The 23,201-nt window shown below is 46.9% G+C and carries 30 protein-coding genes; 26 read left to right on the forward strand and 4 right to left on the reverse strand.

All coding sequences use genetic code 11. The features are described from left to right. Positions 1-68: 68 nt before the first annotated feature. The gene (locus C558_RS0122770; protein ID WP_018758620.1) at positions 69-1,349 is read right to left on the reverse strand and encodes a GW dipeptide domain-containing protein; all 1,281 of its coding nucleotides are present in this window, start codon (positions 1,347-1,349) and stop codon (positions 69-71) included. A gap of 290 nt (positions 1,350-1,639) precedes the next feature. Here C558_RS0122770 and C558_RS0122775 point away from each other — a divergent pair, with 290 nt between their 5' ends. The 4 genes from C558_RS0122775 to C558_RS0122790 all read left to right on the forward strand — a co-directional run bounded on the left by C558_RS0122775 (position 1,640) and on the right by C558_RS0122790 (position 4,807). Then, positions 1,640-2,071, forward strand: a complete 432-nt coding sequence (locus C558_RS0122775) for a MarR family transcriptional regulator (RefSeq protein WP_018758621.1) — start codon at positions 1,640-1,642, stop codon at positions 2,069-2,071. 95 nt (positions 2,072-2,166) lie between these two features. Then, on the forward strand, positions 2,167-3,021 hold the full coding sequence (locus C558_RS0122780; protein WP_018758622.1) for a hypothetical protein: 855 nt from the start codon (positions 2,167-2,169) through the stop codon (positions 3,019-3,021). Between the two features lie 89 nt (positions 3,022-3,110). After that, complete coding sequence (locus C558_RS0122785) at positions 3,111-4,106, forward strand: asparaginase (RefSeq protein WP_018758623.1); 996 nt, start codon at positions 3,111-3,113, stop codon at positions 4,104-4,106. After that, positions 4,103-4,807, forward strand: a complete 705-nt coding sequence (locus C558_RS0122790; protein WP_018758624.1) for a copper homeostasis protein CutC — start codon at positions 4,103-4,105, stop codon at positions 4,805-4,807. The genes C558_RS0122785 and C558_RS0122790 overlap by 4 nt, the downstream gene beginning before the upstream one ends. Positions 4,808-4,875: 68 nt before the next feature. Here the strand turns inward: C558_RS0122790 and C558_RS0122795 are convergent, their stop codons facing one another. Beyond that, positions 4,876-5,100: a DUF1128 domain-containing protein gene (locus C558_RS0122795; RefSeq protein WP_018758625.1), complete on the reverse strand. Its 225-nt coding sequence runs from the start codon at positions 5,098-5,100 to the stop codon at positions 4,876-4,878. Between the two features lie 142 nt (positions 5,101-5,242). On the opposite strand from C558_RS0122795, the gene yyaC reads away from it, so the two are divergent. The 8 genes from yyaC to C558_RS0122835 all read left to right on the forward strand — a co-directional run bounded on the left by yyaC (position 5,243) and on the right by C558_RS0122835 (position 10,796). Further along, positions 5,243-5,788, forward strand: coding sequence for a spore protease YyaC (gene yyaC / locus C558_RS0122800; protein ID WP_026264084.1), 546 nt, complete (start codon positions 5,243-5,245; stop codon positions 5,786-5,788). Between the two features lie 132 nt (positions 5,789-5,920). Then, entirely contained in the window at positions 5,921-6,184 is a 264-nt protein-coding gene (locus C558_RS0122805) for a hypothetical protein (protein ID WP_018758627.1), read from the forward strand. Positions 6,185-6,206: 22 nt separating this feature from the next. After that, positions 6,207-7,007: an alpha/beta fold hydrolase gene (locus tag C558_RS0122810; protein WP_018758628.1), complete on the forward strand. Its 801-nt coding sequence runs from the start codon at positions 6,207-6,209 to the stop codon at positions 7,005-7,007. Between the two features lie 153 nt (positions 7,008-7,160). After that, positions 7,161-7,424, forward strand: coding sequence for an autorepressor SdpR family transcription factor (locus tag C558_RS0122815; protein ID WP_018758629.1), 264 nt, complete (start codon positions 7,161-7,163; stop codon positions 7,422-7,424). 13 nt (positions 7,425-7,437) lie between these two features. Further along, positions 7,438-8,106, forward strand: coding sequence for an SdpI family protein (locus C558_RS0122820; RefSeq protein ID WP_018758630.1), 669 nt, complete (start codon positions 7,438-7,440; stop codon positions 8,104-8,106). A gap of 42 nt (positions 8,107-8,148) precedes the next feature. Continuing rightward, entirely contained in the window at positions 8,149-8,805 is a 657-nt protein-coding gene (locus tag C558_RS0122825; RefSeq protein ID WP_018758631.1) for a DUF6483 family protein, read from the forward strand. 15 nt (positions 8,806-8,820) lie between these two features. Continuing rightward, positions 8,821-10,026 (forward strand): class I SAM-dependent methyltransferase, encoded by a 1,206-nt coding sequence (locus C558_RS0122830; protein WP_156826239.1) that lies wholly within the window; start codon positions 8,821-8,823, stop codon positions 10,024-10,026. A gap of 92 nt (positions 10,027-10,118) precedes the next feature. Continuing rightward, complete coding sequence (locus tag C558_RS0122835; protein ID WP_018758633.1) at positions 10,119-10,796, forward strand: PilZ domain-containing protein; 678 nt, start codon at positions 10,119-10,121, stop codon at positions 10,794-10,796. 77 nt (positions 10,797-10,873) lie between these two features. Here C558_RS0122835 and C558_RS0122840 read toward each other — a convergent pair whose 3' ends face one another. Both C558_RS0122840 and C558_RS31730 read right to left on the reverse strand, forming a co-directional pair. Then, on the reverse strand, positions 10,874-11,224 hold the full coding sequence (locus C558_RS0122840; protein WP_051106911.1) for a hypothetical protein: 351 nt from the start codon (positions 11,222-11,224) through the stop codon (positions 10,874-10,876). A gap of 50 nt (positions 11,225-11,274) precedes the next feature. Continuing rightward, positions 11,275-11,787: a cupredoxin domain-containing protein gene (locus C558_RS31730; protein ID WP_018758635.1), complete on the reverse strand. Its 513-nt coding sequence runs from the start codon at positions 11,785-11,787 to the stop codon at positions 11,275-11,277. 150 nt (positions 11,788-11,937) lie between these two features. On the opposite strand from C558_RS31730, the gene uptA reads away from it, so the two are divergent. The 14 genes from uptA (at position 11,938) to gatC (ending at position 23,156) form a co-directional block, all read left to right on the forward strand. Further along, complete coding sequence (gene uptA / locus C558_RS0122850; RefSeq protein WP_018758636.1) at positions 11,938-12,552, forward strand: undecaprenyl phosphate transporter UptA; 615 nt, start codon at positions 11,938-11,940, stop codon at positions 12,550-12,552. Between the two features lie 43 nt (positions 12,553-12,595). Then, entirely contained in the window at positions 12,596-13,162 is a 567-nt protein-coding gene (locus tag C558_RS0122855) for a thioredoxin family protein (RefSeq protein WP_018758637.1), read from the forward strand. A 7-nt stretch (positions 13,163-13,169) separates the two neighbouring features. Further along, positions 13,170-13,793, forward strand: coding sequence for an MBL fold metallo-hydrolase (locus C558_RS0122860; RefSeq protein ID WP_018758638.1), 624 nt, complete (start codon positions 13,170-13,172; stop codon positions 13,791-13,793). A gap of 665 nt (positions 13,794-14,458) precedes the next feature. Continuing rightward, positions 14,459-15,658: a M24 family metallopeptidase gene (locus C558_RS0122865; protein WP_018758639.1), complete on the forward strand. Its 1,200-nt coding sequence runs from the start codon at positions 14,459-14,461 to the stop codon at positions 15,656-15,658. 196 nt (positions 15,659-15,854) lie between these two features. Then, on the forward strand, positions 15,855-16,505 hold the full coding sequence (gene pcp / locus C558_RS0122870) for a pyroglutamyl-peptidase I (protein ID WP_018758640.1): 651 nt from the start codon (positions 15,855-15,857) through the stop codon (positions 16,503-16,505). Positions 16,506-16,778: 273 nt separating this feature from the next. Next, entirely contained in the window at positions 16,779-18,638 is a 1,860-nt protein-coding gene (locus C558_RS0122875; protein ID WP_018758641.1) for a glycerophosphoryl diester phosphodiesterase membrane domain-containing protein, read from the forward strand. 161 nt (positions 18,639-18,799) lie between these two features. After that, the gene (sigY, locus tag C558_RS0122880; protein ID WP_018758642.1) at positions 18,800-19,330 is read left to right on the forward strand and encodes an RNA polymerase sigma factor SigY; all 531 of its coding nucleotides are present in this window, start codon (positions 18,800-18,802) and stop codon (positions 19,328-19,330) included. Continuing rightward, positions 19,317-19,712: a YxlC family protein gene (locus C558_RS0122885; RefSeq protein WP_018758643.1), complete on the forward strand. Its 396-nt coding sequence runs from the start codon at positions 19,317-19,319 to the stop codon at positions 19,710-19,712. Before sigY ends, C558_RS0122885 begins: the two co-directional genes overlap by 14 nt. Continuing rightward, positions 19,702-19,932: a hypothetical protein gene (locus C558_RS0122890; RefSeq protein ID WP_018758644.1), complete on the forward strand. Its 231-nt coding sequence runs from the start codon at positions 19,702-19,704 to the stop codon at positions 19,930-19,932. Before C558_RS0122885 ends, C558_RS0122890 begins: the two co-directional genes overlap by 11 nt. Positions 19,933-19,965: 33 nt before the next feature. Beyond that, positions 19,966-20,163: a PLD nuclease N-terminal domain-containing protein gene (locus C558_RS0122895; protein WP_018758645.1), complete on the forward strand. Its 198-nt coding sequence runs from the start codon at positions 19,966-19,968 to the stop codon at positions 20,161-20,163. Beyond that, complete coding sequence (locus C558_RS0122900; protein ID WP_018758646.1) at positions 20,160-21,077, forward strand: ABC transporter ATP-binding protein; 918 nt, start codon at positions 20,160-20,162, stop codon at positions 21,075-21,077. The genes C558_RS0122895 and C558_RS0122900 overlap by 4 nt, the downstream gene beginning before the upstream one ends. After that, complete coding sequence (locus C558_RS0122905; protein ID WP_018758647.1) at positions 21,074-21,862, forward strand: ABC transporter permease; 789 nt, start codon at positions 21,074-21,076, stop codon at positions 21,860-21,862. Before C558_RS0122900 ends, C558_RS0122905 begins: the two co-directional genes overlap by 4 nt. A gap of 122 nt (positions 21,863-21,984) precedes the next feature. Further along, a complete protein-coding gene (locus tag C558_RS0122910; protein WP_018758648.1) occupies positions 21,985-22,365 on the forward strand; it encodes a hypothetical protein in 381 nt (126 codons plus the stop codon). A 503-nt stretch (positions 22,366-22,868) separates the two neighbouring features. Further along, positions 22,869-23,156, forward strand: a complete 288-nt coding sequence (gatC, locus tag C558_RS0122920) for an Asp-tRNA(Asn)/Glu-tRNA(Gln) amidotransferase subunit GatC (RefSeq protein ID WP_018758650.1) — start codon at positions 22,869-22,871, stop codon at positions 23,154-23,156. The last annotated feature ends 45 nt before the right edge of the window (positions 23,157-23,201 follow it).

Consider the following 23,201-nt stretch of genomic DNA (forward strand, 5'->3'; position numbering starts at 1 on the left):
ATACCAATAAGCCCACTGAACAGATGAACTGCGCAGTGGGCTTGTTTTGAAATATAACGATTAGACGATTATTTAGGGACTTGAAACCAAATTTCTCCGAATTTCGCATCACGGATTTGATACCACTTGTTCCCCTTCGTATCGAGTTTCTCATTGTTAATTGTGACGATCTGAGGCATCAACGTACCGAGTGCTTTACTTGTTGTTGTTTTGTGTGCCGTAATCGGTTTGGTAATTGAGAAGGTTTTGTCTGGCTTACTGAATGTTGGTGTCGTTACGCTGAACATCCGGTTGAATGTTGGAATGTATGAGACGAGATCATTGAAGATTCGCGCCTCTTTACTTCCATTTGGATATGGATTCGACTGCGGTGTCTCGATCACGTAGACCTTATCATTTTGCGTTCCAACAATGACGCCACCCTTATTCTGGCTCTTGGCAAGGGATGCCCACTCTTTCTTCGTATATTTCGTGATGGAGAGGATCATCTCGTCATTGGCTTTGGACCCTCTTGGTGTATACATAATCCGTTCCGAGTAAACGCCGCCGTGCTTGATCTTGTCCAGCTTGGCTTGGTTCAATTTCTCGATATCCACAATGCCCTCCCATGATGCAGGGATGACATACATGAAATCTTGAGCCGGACTCGTATGAATAGAGCTTAGTGCATCTTTCGTCTTTGCTTGCTTCATGACGGTGAACTCGCCGTTTCGGTAGGATAGCGTGGTGTTCACATAGCCGATGGTTTCGGCATTGCTATCCCCGGTAAGTCGCTCTTCGCCGAGCAATTCGTAGATCCCATCCCCATTCGTGTCGAAGGGATCAAGAGAATTGAATGTGGCTAGATTGCCTTTAATCCGTAAATTATCGGATAGAATAACTTTGGGTGTATTGTTATAGAACGAGACGATACGACTCGTAATATAGCCGCCTGATCCGCCTGTATCAGCCGTCAGCATAATGTCATTCGCTTTATCGCCGTTGAAGTCGCCTGCAAAATTAATATAAGGCATGTAGCCATCGAATCCGATAAGGTTCGCGTTCATGATTTTGGATGTTTTGCCATCGACAACAATAAGGTTAATGTCTTGGGAGAAAGGGGATTCCTTATCTTCACGGGTTCCAACCACATACGCAGTGTCCAGCACGCCGTCTTTGTTCACATCAATCTTTTGCTGGTCGAGCAGCACGGTATTCTCTGGAACGGTTACGCCATCTAGTGAGAAAGTTTGTCCGATTTTAGGCGGGTTGTCAGAACCGGATTGCGTATGGTCTGCAGCGAACGCCGCTGCGGGGAATGTGGCGAGAATCGATAACGATAGGGTCAGTGCCATGATTTTTTGTCTCATAAATGATGTACCTCCTGTCAGTCCGTCCTTGTCATTAGCATATTTCGGGCGGGTTGGATATGTTTTCTACATCTATATTTTATACGTGTTCAAACGGCCTAGGGTTACATCAAGGTATCAATCTATTTAAAATAAGATTACGAATCCTGTCGAACGAAGGAAACCTCAACCGGGATAATCCCTATAGGGAAAGGTGATGGCGGGTATTGACCCTTATCAAGAAAAAGTCATATACTGTTGGATGGTTCATGGAGTGGTTACAATTATTATGACCTAGAGGAGGTTGTACGTTGGCTAAACGTGAGAACCTTATGGAAATGGAGAATGAATTTAGAAAGTTCATGAGAAAAGTGCAGTCTGAATGGGCTAGAAATGTAAATAGTGAGCTCTCAAGGACGCAATTTCTTGTACTCGATAAATTGTATGTAGAAGGTCCTATGAAAGGTTCAGATATTGCCGATGCCATCTATATTACAGCTGGTGCTGTGACCGGATGCTCGGACAAGCTGATTCTTGGCGGCTATGCAGAGCGGCTGCGCGATGAGCGGGATCGGCGCGTTGTATATTTGAAAATTACGGAGAAGGGGATTCAGACGATGCAAGAGATCGCGAAGCGCAGGCATGAGCTGATGAACGATTTATTCGGTAACGTATCAGATGAGGATGTGTTGCATCTAACTTCAGTTTTCAAGCAAGTGATTGAGAATTCCGAGTCCAAATAATCATCTTACTTAAGTGAGTGCTGTATCGGTACATAATCCTTGGTCGATCTTGCCATCCTAATCGGTAATAAACGATAGAGACAAGGATGTGCTGTATGAAGCAACGCGCGATATCGAGTTGGATTGCTGTCATCTGTATTACCTTTATGTTAAGTACCTTATTCCCAGGCATTTTGCGTGCTTCCGCTTCTTCTGGGTCATCGCCTGTAACAGTTGCACCTGAGCAGTCCGTAACGGTACCGATGGAAATTCCAGATCATCCGCAGCTAAATGCGCTTCGGAATTTGCAATGGCTTCAGACAGATGCGCGAGACATAACAGGGGATCGTGAGCAGGAACAGATCGGGTTGTTGGGCGGCAAGGACGATCCCAATTCGGATCATTATCAGCTCGTCTATCTGATCTACAAAGATGTGAAACATCAGAAGACCAGTGTCACGTTCATCCAAGGCGGGTATCGACCGAGCATGGTCGTATGCGATTTGAATGGGGATCAGGTGAATGATGTTCTTGTGAAGCTGCCAAAAGGAAGCAACACAGAGAAAGCAAATTATCGACTGTATACGGTGAAGAACCAAGAGGTTGTTCCGATGCCTGCACCGAATCCGATCGAAATCGTCGGCCAACTGGAGAATGATTACACGATTACGTTGAAGGCGAAGGGGCAAGATACCTACGCTGTAAATATGAAGGATCGGAAGGAAAAGTATGATGCAGCAGGCTATTATAAAAATGGAAAGCTGCTGCGTCCAACGAAGGTGTCGAATGCTTCATTCGAAGTGATTCAGCCTGTTGATTTCGATAAGAACGGAACGACGGATTTACAGGGTGTACAGAAGGTTACGGGTGCCAGTGATGATGACGTGATTGCCTATGTGCATTCCTTATGGACTTGGGAGGACGGCAAGTGGAGACAGCTGCATGTCTATGTTCAGAAAGCCGTGAAGTGAAGAAGCTTCAAAGGAAGAGCTATCCTGCCCGAGGGTAGCTTTTTGTTGTATACTTGAAAGGGAGTACGATCCGAAAGGGAGTTATCATCATGGAACAAGTATTGGTGGAGGAATACCGTAACGAGACACTCGAATGTTTGCATCGTGGTCATATTTGCGGTGTTGGAATAGATAGACAAGTGAAATATGAGGTAGGCGACGCCGATTATGTGGCATTCCTGCGTTCTGCAGGCAAGCCATTTCAGGCCATTCCGGGGATTCGGGCCGGCATTCATGAAGCGTATGGCTTAACGGATCGCGAGATTGCGATTATGACGGCTTCGCATCGCGGCGAGTCTTTTCATATGGATACATTACAGGATTTCATGAAGCATACAGGGCTTGAGGAGTCGAACTTGGTCTGCGCGAAGAGTTATCCAATGCACCGTGCGTCAAGAGAGACAATCATTCGTGATCAAGGCCATGAAAGACGGATCTATCATAATTGCTCAGGCAAGCATTTCGGTGTACTATCTTACTGCAAGCTGATGGGTTATTCGCTCGAAGGCTATGAGGACCCGAATCATCCGGCACAGCTTGAGATTGTGAAGACACTCGCCATGATGGCTGAGATGCCAGAAGATCAAATTGCGCGTGGAACTGATGGTTGTGGGCTTCCCGTATTTGCGCTTCCGCTGCGGAATATTGCCACTGCTTACTTGAAGCTGGCTTGTCCAGAGTTGATCGAAGAGGAAGAGACACGAGAAGCGGTTCGTAAGATCACTTCAGCGATGCATGCGTATCCTGAGAATGTCTCGGGTACGAATCGGATTTGCTCGACTTTGCTGCAAGATTCGAACATTGTCGCTAAAGGCGGCTTCAAAGGGATCTATGGGTTTAGTCTAAGGAAGGAACAACTTGGATTCGCCTTCAAAATTATTGACGGTTCCGATGAAGAATGGGCGCGTATCGTGGTCTCGATTCTAGAACAGATTCAATATGACAATCGCGAGACGATTGAGCGAATTCATGAGCGGTTCCCTGCAGACATCCGGAATGATGCGGGCAAAATTGTAGGCTACAGCAAGGGGGTATTTAAGCTATGAAGCAACGTGTAATTCTCGAAGTGATTGCGACGACTTTAACGGAAGTTAAAGCGGCTGCCGCGTATGGAGCGGATCGGATTGAGCTCATCACGGCGATGCAGGAGGGAGGCTTGACTCCGTCCATAGGTTTGATCGAGGAAGCGGTCAAATCGGTCAATATTCCAGTAAATGTTATGATTCGACCTCACAGCCGGTCTTTCGAATACGATCGGGAGGATATTCGTACGATGCTGTCTGAGGTTCGGCATATCAAACGGGCAGGTGCGAATGCAATTGTCTTTGGGGCTCTAACACCCAAAGCCGAAATCGATATTCGATTGCTGGAACGGGTATTGGATCGCGCAGGAGATATGAAAATGACGTTCCATCGTGCCATTGATGAAGTTCAGGATCAAATGGCGGCGCTCGAGCAGATCCTTGCCTATCCACAGATAACGACCATTCTTACTTCAGGCGGACAGCCTAATGTGCTCCATGCGACGGATCGCATTCGAGCGATGGTCGAGCGTACGGCCGGAACGCATTGTACGATCTTGGCGGGGAGCGGGTTATCGCCGGATGCGGAGAAGCTTGCGCCTTTCTTACATGAGACAGGTGTACAGCAGGTTCATTTCGGATCAGGTGTGCGAGTAGACGGTAAGTCCCTTGCGCCGATCGATTCGGAGCGGATGGCTGCGGTACGTTCCATTTTACATGCCTAATACATAGAATAGAACAGGCACCGCTCTTCGGAAAGAGCAGTGCCTGTTTTTCGATTTTAACACATGAATTAGGCGTGTCTGAGTTTACCTAACTCGGAGACCAGAGCCTCGATTTCGCTAATGCTGAAGTTCTGTTTACTTACGACGATATCGTATAGTTCTTGAATATCTTCATAACGTTCGACGGAGAAGGATGAAGCTTGCATCGCAGCGGCGGTTGCCATTTTGAGCTTGGTTTTGATGGCTTCAATCATATATTCTACGTTTTCTTGTGTTGGTTGAGTAAGATCCACATTATTCATCCTTTCCAGGTTCAATATCTTTATTGTAGCATGATTCAAATCACAGGTGCTCAAAAAATTGCCATGAATTTATTGTTCAGTTACAATCATAGCAATATACGGACAGATTAATGCAAGGAGGGGTTGGGTGACGATGCATGAATTGAATTCGAGTTCATCGGTAGGGAGCTCTCGGCAGAAAATGACAGCGGATCAGTTATCGTCTTTTTTCCAGTCGATTTTCACCGCACATTCTGTAGATCATCTCTCGTTCGTCTGTATTGGTACGGATCGTTCGACAGGAGATGCACTCGGTCCCTTCCTTGGTACTTTGCTGGAACAGCGTGGATTCAAGCATGTGATCGGTACGCTGGCCAATCCATGCGACGCGACGAATCTTGCAACTCGATTGAAGACCATCCCGCAGCATCATATCGTCGTGGCAGTCGATGCCTGTCTAGGCCATCCTTCAATGGTGGGACAATACTATGTGTCGCGTAAACCGTTGAAGCCTGCGGAATCCGTAGGAGGGCGACTGCCGGAGGTTGGTCATTACAGCGTTGCAGGAGTCGTGAATGTAAGCGGACCGAAGCCGTATTGGACGTTGCAGATGACTTCGCTCTATCATGTGATGCAGATGGCGGAGCAGATTGCCAGCGCGGTTGATGAAGGGCTTGCGCATGCGCTTTTGAGCCATTAGATCCAGGACAATCCGCATGCAGAAATTTTTTTAATTTGTTTACAAAATTCGAGTCTCTTTTTAATATAGGCCGCATATAATCTAGGTACGCTAATACACAGGTGCTCTAGAGGCCGAGAGGAGAGATGGACAATGACATGGATGAATCATGTGAATATAAAATCGAAGGATGGACAAGTCTATTGCTGCATGCGTAATAAAATTGTTAATTTCAATGAACAGCAATTGATGAGTTATTGTGTAGGCTGCAAAATGTTCGGGGGGACTGCGCAAGGCAAAGGTGTGGAATGCTTCTGGAATGACTTGCGAGGGGAACATACACTCATCGTCACAGACCCTGAACATGAATTCGCCTATAATCAGACGCGAAGCGTCGTGATCTCAACATCGAAATAGAGATTGAAAAGAGGGGACGCAAATGAGCTCAGGAATCGAACAAGGAAAGACAAAGGCAGGATTATTTTACAAGGTTCAAGGTGAAGGGAATCCCATTGTGATGCTGCACGGGTTTTGCGGCAGTTCAGATTATTGGGAAGCTGTCGTTCCCGATATGGCACAGGGTTATAAGGTCATTACGCCCGACTTACGGGGGCACGGACAATCGGCCGTGATCGGTACGGAGTTCGGGATCGAAGCTATGGCCCAAGATATTGTGGAATTGCTGGACGAACTAGGGATTGCAAAGGCTGTCTTATTCGGACATTCGCTGGGAGGCTATATAACCCTAGCATTCGCTGAACAATATGCTGCACGACTTTCTGGATTCTCCCTTGTCCATTCAACGGCGAATCCCGATGCGGAGCAAGCGCGCGAGAACCGGTTAAAAGCGGTGAAGACGATTGAAGAAGAAGGCATCCGGACATTTGTCGATGGCCTTGTACCGAAATTGTTCGCACCTGAACATGTCACGACGATGCCAGAGCTTGTTGAGCAGGCGAAGCAAATTGGTTATGGAACAGCGCCAGCAGGTGCAACCGGTGCGAGCCTTGCGATGCGGTCGCGTCCTGATCGCAATCACGTATTGCAAGAGACGCAATTGCCGGTTCTGATCGTTGCTGGAGAGTTGGATCAGATCGTGCCGCCAGACAAAGCGTTCACCGTAGAAGGAACACATATTGAGCCGGTCATCATCCCTGCTGCGGGGCATATGAGCATGATGGAGACGCCGGACGAGTTGGTACCTGTACTGCGAAGCTTTTTGCAGCGTGTGTATGGATAGATTTTCATAGAGAGAGGCCCAAGGATGTCCTAGTTTGGATGCTATGAGAGGCCTCTTTTTGCTGCGATATAGGGTTTGTTGACACATCGCCTAGGATTGCATACAATCCGTTTAGAAGATTACCTAATTATCTAAGGAATGGAGGGAGCACCCGTGAATGATGCCTTCAAGGCACTGGCAGATCCGACGCGGCGTCAGATTCTGGTGTTGTTGAAAGAACGGGATATGTCCGCAGGCGAAATCGCCGATCATTTTGCCATGACAAAACCAAGCATTTCACATCATCTGAACAGTCTGAAGCATGCACAATTAATTGTGGATCAACGTCAGGGTCAGAACATTATCTATTCGCTCAATACGACCGTCATTCAAGAGGCGCTCGGTTGGTTCCTGAACATGATTCAGAAGGATAAATAGGAGGGAAAAGGCGATGAATACCTCAGAAACGAAAGACAATCCATCGAAGCTATGGGATCGCAAGGATACGATACTGATCGTAGTCAGCACCCTCTTGTTCGTGCTAGCTTCCTTGTTCTATCCGCGGCTGCCCGACCAAGTCATCTCGAAATTCGATCTGAATGGAAATCCTACGCGGACGATGGACAAATGGGCATTCTGGTTATTGTATGGAGGGTTGGCTATCTTATTGCCGATCATTATTAAAATGACACGAAACCTCGATCCGCGCAAAGCCAACTATTTGCTGTTCGAATCGACATTTCAACTTTCGCGCTGGGCGGTTGTCTTGTTCATTCACTTTATTTTTGGCTTTGGGATTGCGTATAATTTAGGGTATCCGGTTTCCATGAACACGGCATTATTGCTCGGGCTTGGGGCCTTATGGATCATAATTGGGAATAGGATGGGCCGAATTCGGTTTACTTACTTTATGGGAATTCGTACCCCTTGGACGCTTGCAAGTGAGGAAGTCTGGCGTAAGACACATCGCTTCGGTGGGAAATGTTGGTTCGTCTGTGGATTATTGATGATCGTCGCGTCATTCTTCCCTGCATCGTACTTCTTGGTGACGTTTATCCCTATACTGTTACTAAGCACCATAATACCGACGATTTATTCCTATATGCTGTATCGGAAATGATTCAAGTCATAGATTGATTGATATGACAGGCAGGTGAGATGGATGTTCCAGAGAGATTATCTGGTGCGATTAATTGAAGAGATGACCAGTGTGCTTGGCAAAGTGATGGGTCTTCGTCAGGATAATAAATTGACGGAGGCGGAGTGGGAAATCGATGAGCTCTTGCAGCGAAAATTCCGTCTTCGCGGCCCGCTGCTTCAATCGCTATCTGCTGTGGATCTGATCAAGATGTTCACCTTTAATGGTGTGCTCGAGTCGGATCGATTGCAGGGGGTCGCACTGCTCATAAAGCAGCAGGCGATGATTGAAGAGAAGAGGCAGGATATCGAGAAAGCAGCACAGCTTCGAATCAAAGCATTGCATTTGTTAGCCTATGCATCAACGCAGGGTTATCCAGTCAAATGGGTGAAGACATGCGATGAAATCGGTGAGCTTGAAGCTCTGCTGCAAGGTGTATATCTCTCAAATGCCTTGCATCGGCTGTTGTGGGAACACTACGAGGGAATAGGAAACTATGCGAAGGCCGAAGATCATCTCTTCCATCTCTATCATCGAGATCCCGATATCCTCTCGGAAGGCATTGCCTTCTACAATCGTTTGTTGGGGCAGGCGGATGAGGCACTTGAGCAGGGTAGACTTCCTCGGGAGGAAGTGCAGCAAGGGCTCGCCCAGCTTCAGGACGATGGAAGGCTTAAGTAAGAAATGGAGGCAACAATTTTGGCTAATGAATCCTATACAATTGAATCCTTGAGCGAAATGCTCAATGGACTCGTTCAAGAAGGTAAGCTGGTGTCCGGGACGATGAGTCAATTACGGCATAAGCTGCCAGATACGTATACGAAGGTGCTCTTGAAGACAATTGAACTTCGGAAGCAGTTATATGTGCAGTTTGAATATCATTATGCGAAGCGGGTCACGCATGAGAATGTCCTGCTTGAAGAGGCTGGAGCGAAGCTTGCCGAGCTCTTCGAGCACACATTCCGGCAGGGGCTGCTTCGGACGACTTCGGAGGAGCTGCAAGTGCTGCTCTCGAAGAAGAACAAGGTGACTGTGATCCGGAAGAAGACGGCTGCGGTCGCAGCGGATTTAACGCATAATCGGAAGAAGCAGTATGTCCTCGAAGAAGGGGAACCCGTTCCGTTCTTGATTGAACTCGGTATCATGAATGCCGACGGAAAAGTGCTAGCGAAGAAATACGATAAGTTCAGGCAGATCAATCGGTTCTTGGAGATGATTCAAGATGTATTGCCGCATTTGCCGAAGGATCGGACGATTACGATCGTTGATTTTGGCTGCGGGAAGTCTTATCTGACCTTTGCGATGTATCATTATTTGCAAGTGCAGCAAGGCTTGTCCCTGAATGTCGTAGGACTTGATCTCAAAGCCGATGTCATCGCACATTGTCAGCAGCTTGCAGAACGTCTCGATTATGGGCAGCTGCAATTCCTCGTCGGCGATATTGCCGAGTACAATGAACTAGAGCAGGTGGATATGGTCGTAACGCTTCATGCGTGTGATACGGCGACAGATGCGGCACTCGAGAAAGCCGTGCGTTGGGGAGCGAATGTCATTCTCTCTGTCCCATGCTGTCAGCATGAATTATTCCGCCAGATCGATAATCCGGCCCTTGAGCCATTGTTGTCCCATGGCATATTGAAAGAACGGTTCTCTGCGCTCGCAACCGATGCGGCGCGTGCCAAGCTGCTTGACCTTCTCGGCTATCGTACGCAACTACTCGAGTTCATTGATATGGAGCATACGCCGAAGAATATTCTAATTCGAGCAGTGAAGGGCAGTGCGTCCGCAGAACAACGTGAGCAGTGGGTTCAGGAGTACGTGCAATATCGCGATTTCCTTCATATATCGCCTTATCTAGAGCGGGCTTGCCAAGATTTGCTGCCGCCGCTGGCGCGTAAGTAGCCTTGTTTTTCTAGGATGGGTGTTCGTCTTAAAGTGTCTATGGTAATATATGGTGTAAACGACGATATGACCAGATTTGGAGGGACGGCAGGTTGGAAGATAAGAAGTATACGAATGAACGGGAATCTGTTCCGCTAACCTCATTACTCGACTGCAGGACAGTCGTAGAACGCAAAGATTATGTATCAACGGGTGTGCTGACGTATGCGGAAGGCGATTTGCTCGAAGTCGAAATTGCGGAATACCAAGATTTCGAGCTCGGTGAATCGGTCAAAATTACAATCTATTCGCCGGTAGGTATCCATATTCTGCAATCTTCTGTCATTGCAAAATATGAGGGAGCCATCCTCATTATTCATCCGCCGAACCATCAGAGCAAGTTCGAGGACAAGCGGAAGTATCCACGGATCGCGACGAATAAGGGCGGCCATATTCTTAAAATTGTACGTCATGAGGATTTGTTCGTATTAGATGAGCCGTTGTCCTTTAACTTGTCGAATATCAGCTTGGAAGGGATAGGCTTCATGCTGCCCAAGACAGAGTTGTTCTCCATCCATACGAGGTTTCATGGCGAATTGGATCTAGGATATCGATTCCCGTGCATCTTCATGATCGTTCGCAAGCAAGTATCGGAAGAGGGAATCTTCTATGGGGCGGAGCTGCTGGAGGTCTCTGAAGAATATGAGCGTAATTTAAGAGCGTTTATTCTGAAGCAGCAAATCGAGAACCATTACGAGATGATGAAGTCAAAGATAAAGACGGCCAAATAGCAGATTTATTCGGGTTACAATAAAAACAGGTAGCTTCGTCCATACGCTGGACAGCTACCTGTTTTTTGCTTGCCAATTCACCCTCCGAATGACTCACGAAAAGCGTGGCACAGCTTCTGACGATCTACATTCCAGAGTGTGGCTAATTCCTCGCTGACCGCTTCGTCCCACCAATCCGATAGAAGCTTGCGATTGCTGGAATTTTCATGAATCCAGATGAGATTGCCTATGACTTTGTGGAAATAGAGGGTTTCTCCTTGCTTCATCGATTCTTCGGGAATCCATACTTTCATGCGTTTGACGGCGCGATATAATTCGGTATTGCAGGTTCTGCGGATTTTTCGGGCGGATGGTAGATTGGCATGATGCTTCTCTGTATGCTTGGCTGTTTGATGCGGATTCGCCACGTGGCATCGACTCCTCTCCATATCAATGTATGCAGGCTGGAGTGGAGAGGCTACCGCGTAGACTTTCGATTCTAATCGACGACAATATATCCGATCATCGGGGCAGCCACTTCTTCATGGTTCATGGGTTTGTTCTCCTTGTTCTCTTTGTTCTCTTTGTTCTCTGTATTCGTGGCAAGATGGCCGGAATGCGTGGTGCAGATCAGACGATAGATTCCTTTTTTCTCTGGTGTGAAAGTGACGACCGTCTCACGCCCTTTGCGCACTTCCCCACGAATCGATGTCCCTTCGATATAGAAATGATGATTCGCCCCATTGACGCCATAAATACTAAGTTTGAGATTCTCCCCGAGTCGTGCTGGAATCGTACCTGGGTCCCAGCGATAGACTTCAATTTCCTTGCCATCCGCAGTCTTGGTCTTGAATTCACCGGTTACGATATGAATGGTGCGTTCTTCCGGTAGATCCGTATTGACGGGCTTGGATTGTTCCCAGCGCAAATATGCGATCGTCAGCATGACAGCGAACATCGCGACGGCGATCCATTGGACTTGTCGTTTATTAATAACCCAGATTCTAGACACTTTATTCACCTCGAATCATGCATTTGAGACAAGTGTATGCGCGAGTGGGTCAAGCCATGCCTATGAAGTAGAAGTCATGTCCCACCGTGTGTTAGAATAATATAGATTAAAACTTAAAACTGGAGTGGAAGAAAATTACTGGGGGGCAGAATGGATACAATTCACGCAATTATTAATGACATTTTCCAATGGGTTCAAGGGTTAGGGTACTTTGGTATTGTGCTGGGTCTGATGCTCGAAGTCATTCCGAGTGAAGTTGTTCTTGCCTATGGGGGATACCTAGTCTCGACTGGGGAAATATCCTTTGTTGGAGCCGTGATCTTCGGTACGATCGGTGCGGTGGGCCAGAACTGGATTCTATATGCAATTGGCCGATTTGCAGGTCGTCCGTTTTTCGAGAAATACGGCAAGTATTTGAAGATCAAAGAGAAGCATCTGACAATAGCGGAAGGCTGGTTCAATAAGTACGGCGCCGGCATTGTATTCACGGCGAGGTTCGTTCCGTTCATGCGTCAGATTATTTCGGTGCCTGCCGGGATGGCAAGGATGTCATTCGGTTTATTCACGCTGTTAACATTGCTTGCATCGATTCCGTGGTCGCTTATATTCGTTTTCCTCGGATGGAAGATGGGGGATCAGTGGCAGCATGTGAGTGAACAGGCAGGTCCATATGTACAGCCAACGCTCCTTATTGCAATTGCTTTGTTAATTGTTTATGTTGTCGTTAAAATATGGCGTTCCAAAACCCGTGCCAAACGAGGTTAATGGATACGTTTCTTATACCGCAAAATGAAGGTGAGGATGTCTCATGAGTAAAAATGTGTCTGGCAAGTTGCGCGGAGGAATTACACCGAAGCAATTTATGGATGGGATGCAGAAAAATCAAGATGCATTCAAGGGTTGGTACGATTCATTTTCGTGGCACAATCCAGAAGATGAAGAGTTCTTCGAATCATTAAACAATCGTGATGATTTACGATGTCTAATCATTGCGGCGGATTGGTGCGGTGATGTCGTTCGCAACGTTCCGGTCGTATTCCATCTGATGGAGAAGGCAGGGATTCCGACAGAGGTATTCATCATGGAAGAGCATTTGGATTTGATGGATCAGTTCTTGACGAATGGCGGACGGTCCGTGCCTGTGATCATCATTGCTGATACAGGAGGTTATGTCCTAGGGCAATGGGGTCCTCGTCCAGCAGCGGTTCAAGCGCATATGAATGCATTTAAGCTCGAGAATCCAGATTGGGAAGCACATGATTACCAAGAGAAGATTCAGATCGTTCGTCAGAAAATGATCCAAGAATATGGAGAAGGTACGAGCTATCAGGCTGTCATTGCAGCAGAGCTTCGTGACTTACTAGCAGGAGTGTAGAACTATCATGTTAAAGATTGAATCTTTTCAACTGGGGCCGCTTGAGACGAATTGTTATCTCGTGATGAATGCGGAGACTCATAAGGCTATCGTCATTGATCCAGGTATGAATCCAGGAGCATTAATTCGTCGGATTCAGGATTTGGACGTGGAAGCGATTGTACTGACGCACGCGCATTTCGACCATATGGGCGGCGTGGACGAAGTTCGCAAGCTGAAGAATTGCCCTGTGTATATTCATGATCTGGAAGCGGACTGGCTGACAGATCCGAAGCTCAATGGATCGCTTCGCTGGTCGCAAGTGACCGGACCTTTGTCGACGGATCCAGCTGAATATGCGCTGGAAGATCGTCAGAGCCTGGAGCTGATCGGACATACGTTCCACGTGATGCATACGCCAGGCCATTCGCCAGGGAGCGTAAGCTTATTGCATGGGAATGATTTGTTCGCAGGGGATGTTCTCTTCCGCATGTCGGTGGGGCGCACGGATTTGCCAGGCGGACGTCAGAATGATTTGCTCGATTCCATACATCAGAAGCTGTTCAAGCTGGACGACGCGGTGAAAGTCTATCCCGGACATGGGCCAAGGACGACAATTGGATTTGAACGTGCGAACAATCCATACGTGTAAGAACATTATGTGAACACTTCGACATATCTACAAATTTCGACATTATGAGACTGGACTTTAGCACTAGGTGCTGATATACTAAACTCAATTAGAAATACTTAACTTTGCGAAGCACGCAAGCTGAGGAGAATAGCTCCCGGTTTGCGTTCTTTTTTTGTTTTTGTGGGCTTGGTGTGTCGATCATCAAGTGAATCCGCCGACTTTGCTACAAGTGCGTGTTCAAAAAGTCGGTATTTCAGCACCTGAAAGTTTTCGCAGAAAACTTACATCGTAAGCATAGCTCAGGTTGCGAGAACCTGAAGGGCATATGCTTCCGTAGCGAGTTTTTCTTCGAAAAACTTTTAGAGGAACGGAGTTTAGGCGAAACCTAAATGAGTACCTGAAATGTTTCCGAAGGAAACATACTTCGTAAGCGTAAACTCTTCGAAGGTGAACGCAAGATTCGATGTCGATTATGCTTCTTGAATGACTTCGTGATGAGATAAACCTTGATCGAAGTCATTCGATGATGATCGACCGCGATGTAAGGTAGGTTTATTCGCCAATCAGAATGCTCGCATTCTGATGTGGGCAAATGACGACTTTTTGAACAACCTCTACAAGGGATATCAGTCATGAAGCGCGAACATAATTTAAGAAGCACTTGTTAGCATTGGAGGAAATGTATGATGACGATCCCGAAGCAGGAAATGTTGAACCGCATCGAACGTTTGCAGTTGAAATGCCGCGATCAGCAGATAGACGGTTGTCTTATAACGCAAAATGTCGATCTATATTATTTCACCGGATCGATGCAGACCGGTTATGCCTTTATCCCGGCGCAGGGCGAGCCGGTCTATTACGTGCGCCGCAGCTTAACGCGCGCGGTGCAGGAATCGCACGTGCGGGTCCAGCCGCTGGGCTCGTTTCGCCAATTCGGCGAAACGCTGGCGGCAGACTTCCCGCACGTGTTCGCGAGCGCTGCGCCAGTGCTCGCGACCGAGTTCGACGTGCTGCCGGTACAATTGTACCAGCGCTTCGTCGAACTGCTGCCGCCGTCGACCCGCTGGGTGGACGGCTCGCAGCTCGTCCGTGAGACGCGGATGGTGAAATCCGCGTTCGAGGTGGCCGCCATCCGTAGGGCGGCCCAGCTGGCAGACACCGCACTCGAAGATGCAGTGTCCTACCTGCGCGAGGGCATGACCGAGCTGGAATTGATGAGCCGGATCGAGTACACGTTCCGGCGTCAGGGCCATCTCGGCATCATGCGCATGCGCGGCTACAATCAGGAGATTGTGACCGGCATGGTCGGCGCAGGTGAGGCAGCAGCGGAGCCGACGTACTTCGACGGGCCAGCGGGAGGGCGGGGGATGAGCGCAGCCTATCCGCAGAGCGCAAGCTTAAGACCGATTGCAGCAGGCGAGCCGATCCTGCTCGATATTGGCTGCAACATCGATGGTTACGTGATTGATCAGACACGCACACTTTGCATTGGGCAGCTTGATGCCGATTTGCAGGCTGCATACGATTTGTCGGAAGCGATCATTCGACACACGGAAGAACAGCTTGTCCCAGGAACCATCGTGGAGCAGCTTTATTTTGAGTCGCTGAAGATGGCCGCAGAGGGCGGACTGGCAGAACATTTTATGGGGTTCGGCGCAGATCAGGTTCGTTTCCTCGGCCATGGCATCGGACTCGAAATTGATGAGCTCCCGGTTCTTGCCCGCGGCTTCAAGATACCGCTGCAGCCAGGCATGGTAATCGCTGTTGAACCGAAATTCACCTTCCCAGGCCGTGGGGTTGTGGGGATTGAGAATACGTACCTTATTACAGATACAGGGTTCGAGCGGCTTACCATCTCACGCGAAGGCGTTTTAACGATATAGATGATGCTAACGCAATGAACGAGAAAGAGGCATACCTCTAGCAGAACCTGCTAAGGGTAGCCTCTTTTTTTGTGGGAAATCTTATTTTAAGATAAAGAAGTTATCGGTGTATACATGAACGACAAGTCCTCCTTGATGTCATAATCACTGTGTTAGTATACAATAGGAAGTTAGTGGAATAGGAGCGTGGGTAATCATGAGAACAGTTCTATTAACAGGCTTTGAGCCGTTCGGTGGGGAATCAATGAATCCAGCGTGGGAAGCCGTGAAACGTCTAAATGGGGAGATCATCTCGGGGATCATTCAGATCCAATCCATTCGGCTACCGACGGTGTTCGGTGATTCGATTGCCCAGTTAGCGAAGGCTCAAGAACGAACCTCCCCTGTATTGACAATTTGTGTTGGACAAGCGGGTGGTAGCTCCGATATACGCGTGGAACGCGTCGCGATTAACTTGGATGATGCGAGAATACCTGATAATGCCGGGAATCAACCGATTGATAGCCCCATTGTAGAGAATGGCCCAACAGCTTATTGGTCGACACTTCCGGTCAAGTCAATCGTACAAGTCTTGAAGGAGAAGGGGATTCCCGCATCGGTATCGCATAGTGCAGGGACGTATGTGTGCAATCATCTTTTCTATGGCCTAATGCACCGAATTGCAGAGGGTGCGAGCGAAGGAAAGGGAGGGTTTATTCACATTCCCTTCTTGCCAGAGCAAGCCGCTCGATATAGTAATCAGCCGAGCATGTCGCTGGATACGATTGTACAAGGGATCCGTATTGCCGTGGAGGTTAGCTTGCGGCAGCACGAAGATATTCGTGTGGTAGGCGGTACACTAGATTAGTAAAATCAACGACTAGCCCTCGCCATGCGTAAGAACATATTGCAATATGGATATCCTATTAGAGGTTGTTCAAAAAGTCATCATTTGATCACGAAGTCATTCAAGAAGCGTAATCGACATCGAATCTTGCGTTCACCTTCGAAGTCCGGTACTCATTTAGGTTTTGCCTAAATTCCGTTCCTCCTTCTTCAGGTTCTCGCAACCTTCTCGGTGCTGAAATGCCGACTTTTTGAACACGCACTATAATGATGTGCAGAGAGAGGAGGGGTTCGCATGCGGGGTAATTATTATCGCAACAAATCGGCATTTCGGTTAATGCTAAGTACATTGAAATCATTCAAATTGATATTTTGGCAATCTCTTATTTTCGAGCTGGTGTATAAAACGTTAACGATTACGATCTTCGTTCCATTTATTTCTTATATTTTTCACCAGGCGGTGCAAATAAGTGGGTTTGCGGGTGCAACCAATTATGAATTATTGAAATTCGCATTGAACCCCTACGGCATTTTATGCTTTTTGATCATCATTCCGCTCGCTACGGTTATTATTTTTATAGAAGTTACGGTTCTTATTCTGCTATCGTATTACGCACACCAAGGGGAACGGGTTAAACTTATACCTGCCTTTTTGCAGTCATTAACGTACTTGCCTTTCATATTTCGGTATGGTTTCTTTGGATGGGCGTTGTATTTCTTATTCATAACCCCACTGCTGAATATTGGATTTTCGTCTACCTTGCTGCCTTATCTCCAAATCCCTAATTTTATTACAGGAGAATTGCTCAAGACGAACGTCGGGATGCTTATTCTTGGGGGATCCTTTGTTGTTATTGCGCTTTTTTATTTTCGCTGGCTCTTGTCGCTTCATATGATCGTTATTGAAGGCAAGCAAGGATTTATTGAATCTGCCCGCAAAAGCGCAAGGATGATGCGAAAGTCGTATTGGAAAATGTTCCTGACCATTATGTATGGTTTCATTATATATTTCGTGTTGTTCGTTCTATTATTAATCCTGTTCATTATTCTCGTAAGCGTCATTTCTTATGTTGCACAAGAGGTAGACCTGGAGAACAGTCCGCTATTTGGGAAAGTTCTATCTTCGATTACAATTTTCACGGTATTTTTTGCATCGTATTTTGCTTCACCGCTCTTCATGCATTCACTTACCGCGTTCTATATGGATAAGGCGGAGCCGATAGATGCGGCGGTCAGACATGCCAATTGGGACAGGGAGCGGCATTTTTATTCCCGGGGTTATCGCACTCGATTGCAAATTTATCGTGGGAGACTTGCGATCTTATGCTTGATGGTAATCACAGGGTCACTATTGTTGGATTATTCGTTCCATTTTACGGAGCAGCAGCGTTCGCATCCGTTTACCATTATGGCGCATCGTGGATATAGCATGAAGGGTGTTGAGAATTCATTGGAGGCGCTCCAGGGAGCCATTGATGCAAAAGCAGACTATGCGGAGATCGATGTTCAGTTAACGAAGGATGGTCAACTGGCGGTTATTCATGATACGAATCTGAAACGACTCACAGGCCGTAACGTAGCGGTGTATGATCTAACGATGGATGAGCTTCGCAAGCTAGAGCTGAGGCAAGATGATTTCAAGGGTCGAATCCATACCCTCGAAGAGTTCATTGTGTATGCCAAAGGTAAGATTAAGCTGAATATCGAAATCAAGCTGCACGGACGTGAGCAAGAAAATATTGTCGACAAAGTCGTTGCTGTGATCCACAAACATCAGTTTATTGAACAATGTGTCGTACAGTCCTTAGACTATCATGTAGTTGTTAAGGTGCAAGAAGTGGAGCCTAAGCTAAAGACAGGTTACGTTGTGTTTGCGAGTACTGGCGTCATGTCATGGATCCATGCTGACTTTATCGTATTGGAAGAGTCTATGGTGACACAACGTGCAATAGCATCTGCTAAATTGCTCAACAAAACGCTCTATGTCTGGACGGTGAACAATACACCAGATATCGAGGGGTATTATTATATGGGCGTCGATGGTGTCATTACGGATATACCGCAGGATGCGAGAGATACGGTAAAATATCTAGACGAAAATAAAGATGAGAGCGAATTTATATTTAACTCGATGCTATCTTCGCTATTCTCATAATTAACGCGCTAAGAAGTTCTTCATTCGTGGGATCCATTTCATCGATGTGAACTTCTTATTTTATTTTTGACCGCACTGAACTTTTCAGCTTAGCTACTCGTATTATGGTTGATTTGCAAATCACAACTTGTTTTATATCAAAAAGGGGGAAGCATGTAGCAATGGATGAACAACAACGAATAAACTTGGCTATCCGCGGTGACGACCAGGCGTTAGCTCAATTGCTGCACGAGCATTACACCTTTTTGATGAAATATTTGATCAAAGTGACAATGAATCCGTCCCTTGCAGAAGACTTGGTGCAGGAGACGATGCTCAAATGTATCGAGAAAATCTCTTATTATAATGGATCATCGAAATTTTCCTCATGGATGATTACGATCGCGACACGGTTATACATTGACATGATGCGGAAGCGAAAAGTAGAGCAGCGCTGGCAAGAGCAGGAACAAGCATTACGCGGGGTTCAGTGGCATATGCAGCAGCACCAAGAGGCGTGGACAGATGCGATTGACGCACTGTCCAGACTTCGTTACGATATGCGATTGCCCATCCTGCTCAAGCACTATTATGGGTACGCATACGATGAAATTGCAGAGATGATGGACATCCCGCAAGGAACGGTCAAATCACGAATTTATAACGGGCTACAACAATTGCGAAAGGAGCTCATGCCGAATGCGAAAGAATAAATCTGACTTGAATCAACAGTCATTACCTAATTCATCTTCAGAACCACACGTCTCTCAGGAAGATCAAGAGTTAATCGATCAACTGATGCTGAGTTTTCAGCAGATGGATCAAGTGATCCCGCATAGTACCGCACCGCATGTGGGACATCTAGAGCAGTTGATTACGGAGCAGAAGTTGGCGGTACGTCGACGTAATCAATTGGAGCTCCTTTGCTTCTTCCTTGTTGCCTTGGTATTGATCGGCGGAAATACGCTGCTCGTCATGACGAGTTGGACGGCATTCGGGATTTTCCAAGGTGTGACGCTTATGGCAGCGCTAGGGTTCCTATTCGGATCTTATGTACGTCGCAAGAAAAAAGGGGATGTTCGACATGCCAAGTGAGTATTACCATCCGATTCCATGGTGGGTTGTGGTCCTCATTGCGATCATTATGATGATGCAGAGTTTTTGGCTCTTCACAGATGCGCGACGACGGGAGAAGAACCGTTGGTTCTGGGGAATTTGGGGACTCATCCAATTTCCGATGCCTATTCTGTTCTACAGCCTGTTCCATATTTATTTGCCGCATCGCAAGTCAAAGTCTAAGCGTGATCCATCCTAATCATTCACTATTTTATTGAAAGTAGGGATGTACATGAATATAACAGTAAACTGGGGGTTGCTTGCTCCGATTCTAGCCATACAACTCATTCTCATGGTTACCGCCTTAACTTCTCTCTATAAGGCCGACGCAACACGAGGGCCGAAATGGATGTGGGTGCTGATTATTGTATTCGGTCAAATTCTCGGCCCTATTATATATTTTGTTGTCGGAAGGAACGATAGATCATGACGCTGCTGAAGGTTGATCAGTTGTCGAAGCAGTTCAAACAGCATCAAGCAGTGAAGAAGATTAGCTTCTCTATTGACGAAGGGCGCTGTGTCGCCTTGCTTGGTCCGAATGGAGCGGGTAAGACGACAACGATACACATGTTAACCGGCTTGCTTCGTCCAACATCCGGCGATATCCAGTTGTATCTCCAAGGTAAGCAGGTTGCGGATCGAAGGCCTCATCTTGGATATTTGCCGCAGATGCCTGTCTTCTATTCGTGGATGACGGGGCGTGAGTTTGTCCAATATGCAGGGCAGCTTGCAGGCTTATCCAGGCAAGAAGCTGAACGCCGTACGGAGGAGTGGCTAGAAATCGTTGGAATTCAAGATGCAGCTAAGCGGCGCATTGGTGGATATTCCGGTGGGATGAAGCAGCGGCTTGGTCTGGCGCAGGCACTCATTCATAGGCCCAAGCTGTTGATTCTGGATGAGCCCGTCTCTGCACTTGATCCGATTGGTCGGAGAGATGTATTACGGATTTTGGAGCAGATTCGCCAAGAGACGACGATTTTGTTCTCGACACATATTTTGCATGATGCGGAAGAGATCTGTGATGATATCATTTTGATTGAGCAGGGTGAGATTGCGGTGCAAGGAAGTCTGGAGCATATACGTCAATCTCATAGCGAACCGATGATTATGATCGAGACCTTGAACGAGGCACAGGCCAAGGCGCTAGAAATCGCAATCAGAAATAAACCTTATGTGCACCATGTAGCGTCTGAGCATCAGACCCTTCGTGTGACAGTTTCTCAGCTAGAAGAAGCAGAACGGGGCATTATGACAGAAGCTGTGCAGCACCAAATTTTTATTCGTAAATTGGAAGCGGGTCATAGCACATTAGAAGATTTATTCATGAAGGTGGTGCGGGCATGAGGCAATTCGGTCTCTTTTATCGGAAAGAAATGCTGGAGATGGCACGCAGTTACAAGTGGATTTGGGTACCGATGGTATTCCTGCTTCTCGGTGTGATGCAGCCCGTGACAACATACTATATGCCTGAAATTCTGAAGCACGCTGGTAATATGCCAGCAGGTACGATCATCACCATGCCAACCCCTACTGCGGGTGAGGTCTTGGCGCAGACGCTTAATCAATTTGGCACCATCGGCGTACTTGTGCTCGTGTTATCGATGATGGGGATCGTATCTGGTGAACGGCAGAGCGGTGTGACCTCGCTTATTTTTACTAAGCCTGTCTCATTCATTGCTTATATGACTGCCAAATGGGCAAGCATGCTGACCTTAACCGCAGCAGCATTTGCCTGCGGTTACGCGGGAGCTTGTTACTATACCATACAGTTGATTGGTTCGCTGGATGTCGGAACCGTCATTCAAGCAGGCCTCATGTATATGTTATGGTTCGTTTTCGTTATTTCGGTCCTGCTGCTAATCAGCGCATGGCTGCCGAACTCGGCTGGGGTCGCTTTTACGACGATGGCATTCATCATGCTGCTCAGTTTCGGAACGAGTCTTCTTTCACGATATTTATCATGGAGCCCGAGTCGATTGAGTACGATAGCTTCGGAGATATTGACGAAAGTCGAGACGTTGTCATCCGTAGGGCCTGTATTATGGATAAGCCTATGCAGTATACTCATTTGTGTGATGTTAGCAGTCTATCGGATGCAATCACAAGAATCGATTTCAGCGAAAGCATAGGTTAGCAGGATGTCTCGCAGCAGAACTTCGCTTCTTTTCCTCTGCCCTCGTGGACGTACTATTTTTTTTGTAGTAGGATAGAGGAAATAAAATGATAGATGGACAGCTAGGGGGAAGAAGCGATGTTAAGTTTAGGCCAAAAAGTGATTATCGTCGCTGATCGATTTGAACAGAACATTCCGATTGGGGAATATGGTTATATAATCGCATATGATCGTAATGCGGATAATGCTTTTGACTATGTCGTTCGGGTGCCGAAGGTGAATCGTAACATTGCGGTGCCATATACGGATATCGAAGTCGAAGAAGTGTTGATTGAACAAGAGGTTGAGCGAATTGAGCGAGAAGCCTTGATCGATTTTGCCCTTGCTACACGCAATGAGGAGTTGTTCCGCAGCGTAATGAACCGTGGTGAGGAAGTCGTCGAAGAAGAAGAGGCCGAAGCGGAAGAAATTTCGCAAGAGGAGTTTATCCGACAAGTCAATCTCAAAGCATGGATTTAATAGCTCGGCATTGTGCCGGGCTTTTTCTTTTTGTTCAGCGCGGTTGTGCTGAAAGTGATTTTTTCATCTCGTTAAGGCTAACGAACCTAGATCACCTTATTGGGTCAAAATATCGCGTTTAGAATTTCTAACGAACTCCAAGCACGTTATTCATGGCAAATCGGTTCTATTTCGGTCATTTATTACACAATAAGGCGTTTGAGATTCGTTAGATTGGAAAAAGGGCTATTTCCGCCTAAATAAGTATTATAGGATTCGTTAGATCGAACGATGTAGGTGAACTCTCGTAGAATTACATGATCATAGTACATGCCGAGTTCTACATTGGCGAGAAGTTCGAACCCTCGGATGAGACGCAGCATCGAAAATTCAGCGCCGAAATTCCGATCGAGATCGAGTAGGCCCGAAGAATTGGGGTCATACATATTTTGGTCCCTGCATTGAGTATGAAAAACAACTACGCTATACTATATAAATTAGAGCCTAAGGGGGATTACGTAACGATGAGCATTACGGTGAAAGACGTTGAGCATGTTGCTAAGCTCGCGCGACTCGCATTATCGGATGCAGAGAAAGAGCAGTTTACAGGTCAATTAAATGCGATTTTGAAATATGCGGAGAAATTGAACGAATTGAATACAGATGAAGTGGAGCCGACGACACACGTGCTACAGATTCGTAACGTGATGCGTGAAGACGAGACAAGACCGTCACTCCCAATCGAGAAAGTGCTGCGCAATGCGCCAGACGAAGAAGACGATCAAATTCGTGTACCGGCTGTCCTTGAATAATTGACAGAGCGTAAGGTACGAATTCATATATTATTTTGAATGGTT

Origin of the sequence: Paenibacillus terrigena DSM 21567 (assembly GCF_000374845.1) — a bacterium.
Lineage (GTDB): Bacteria > Bacillota > Bacilli > Paenibacillales > Paenibacillaceae > Paenibacillus_K > Paenibacillus_K terrigena.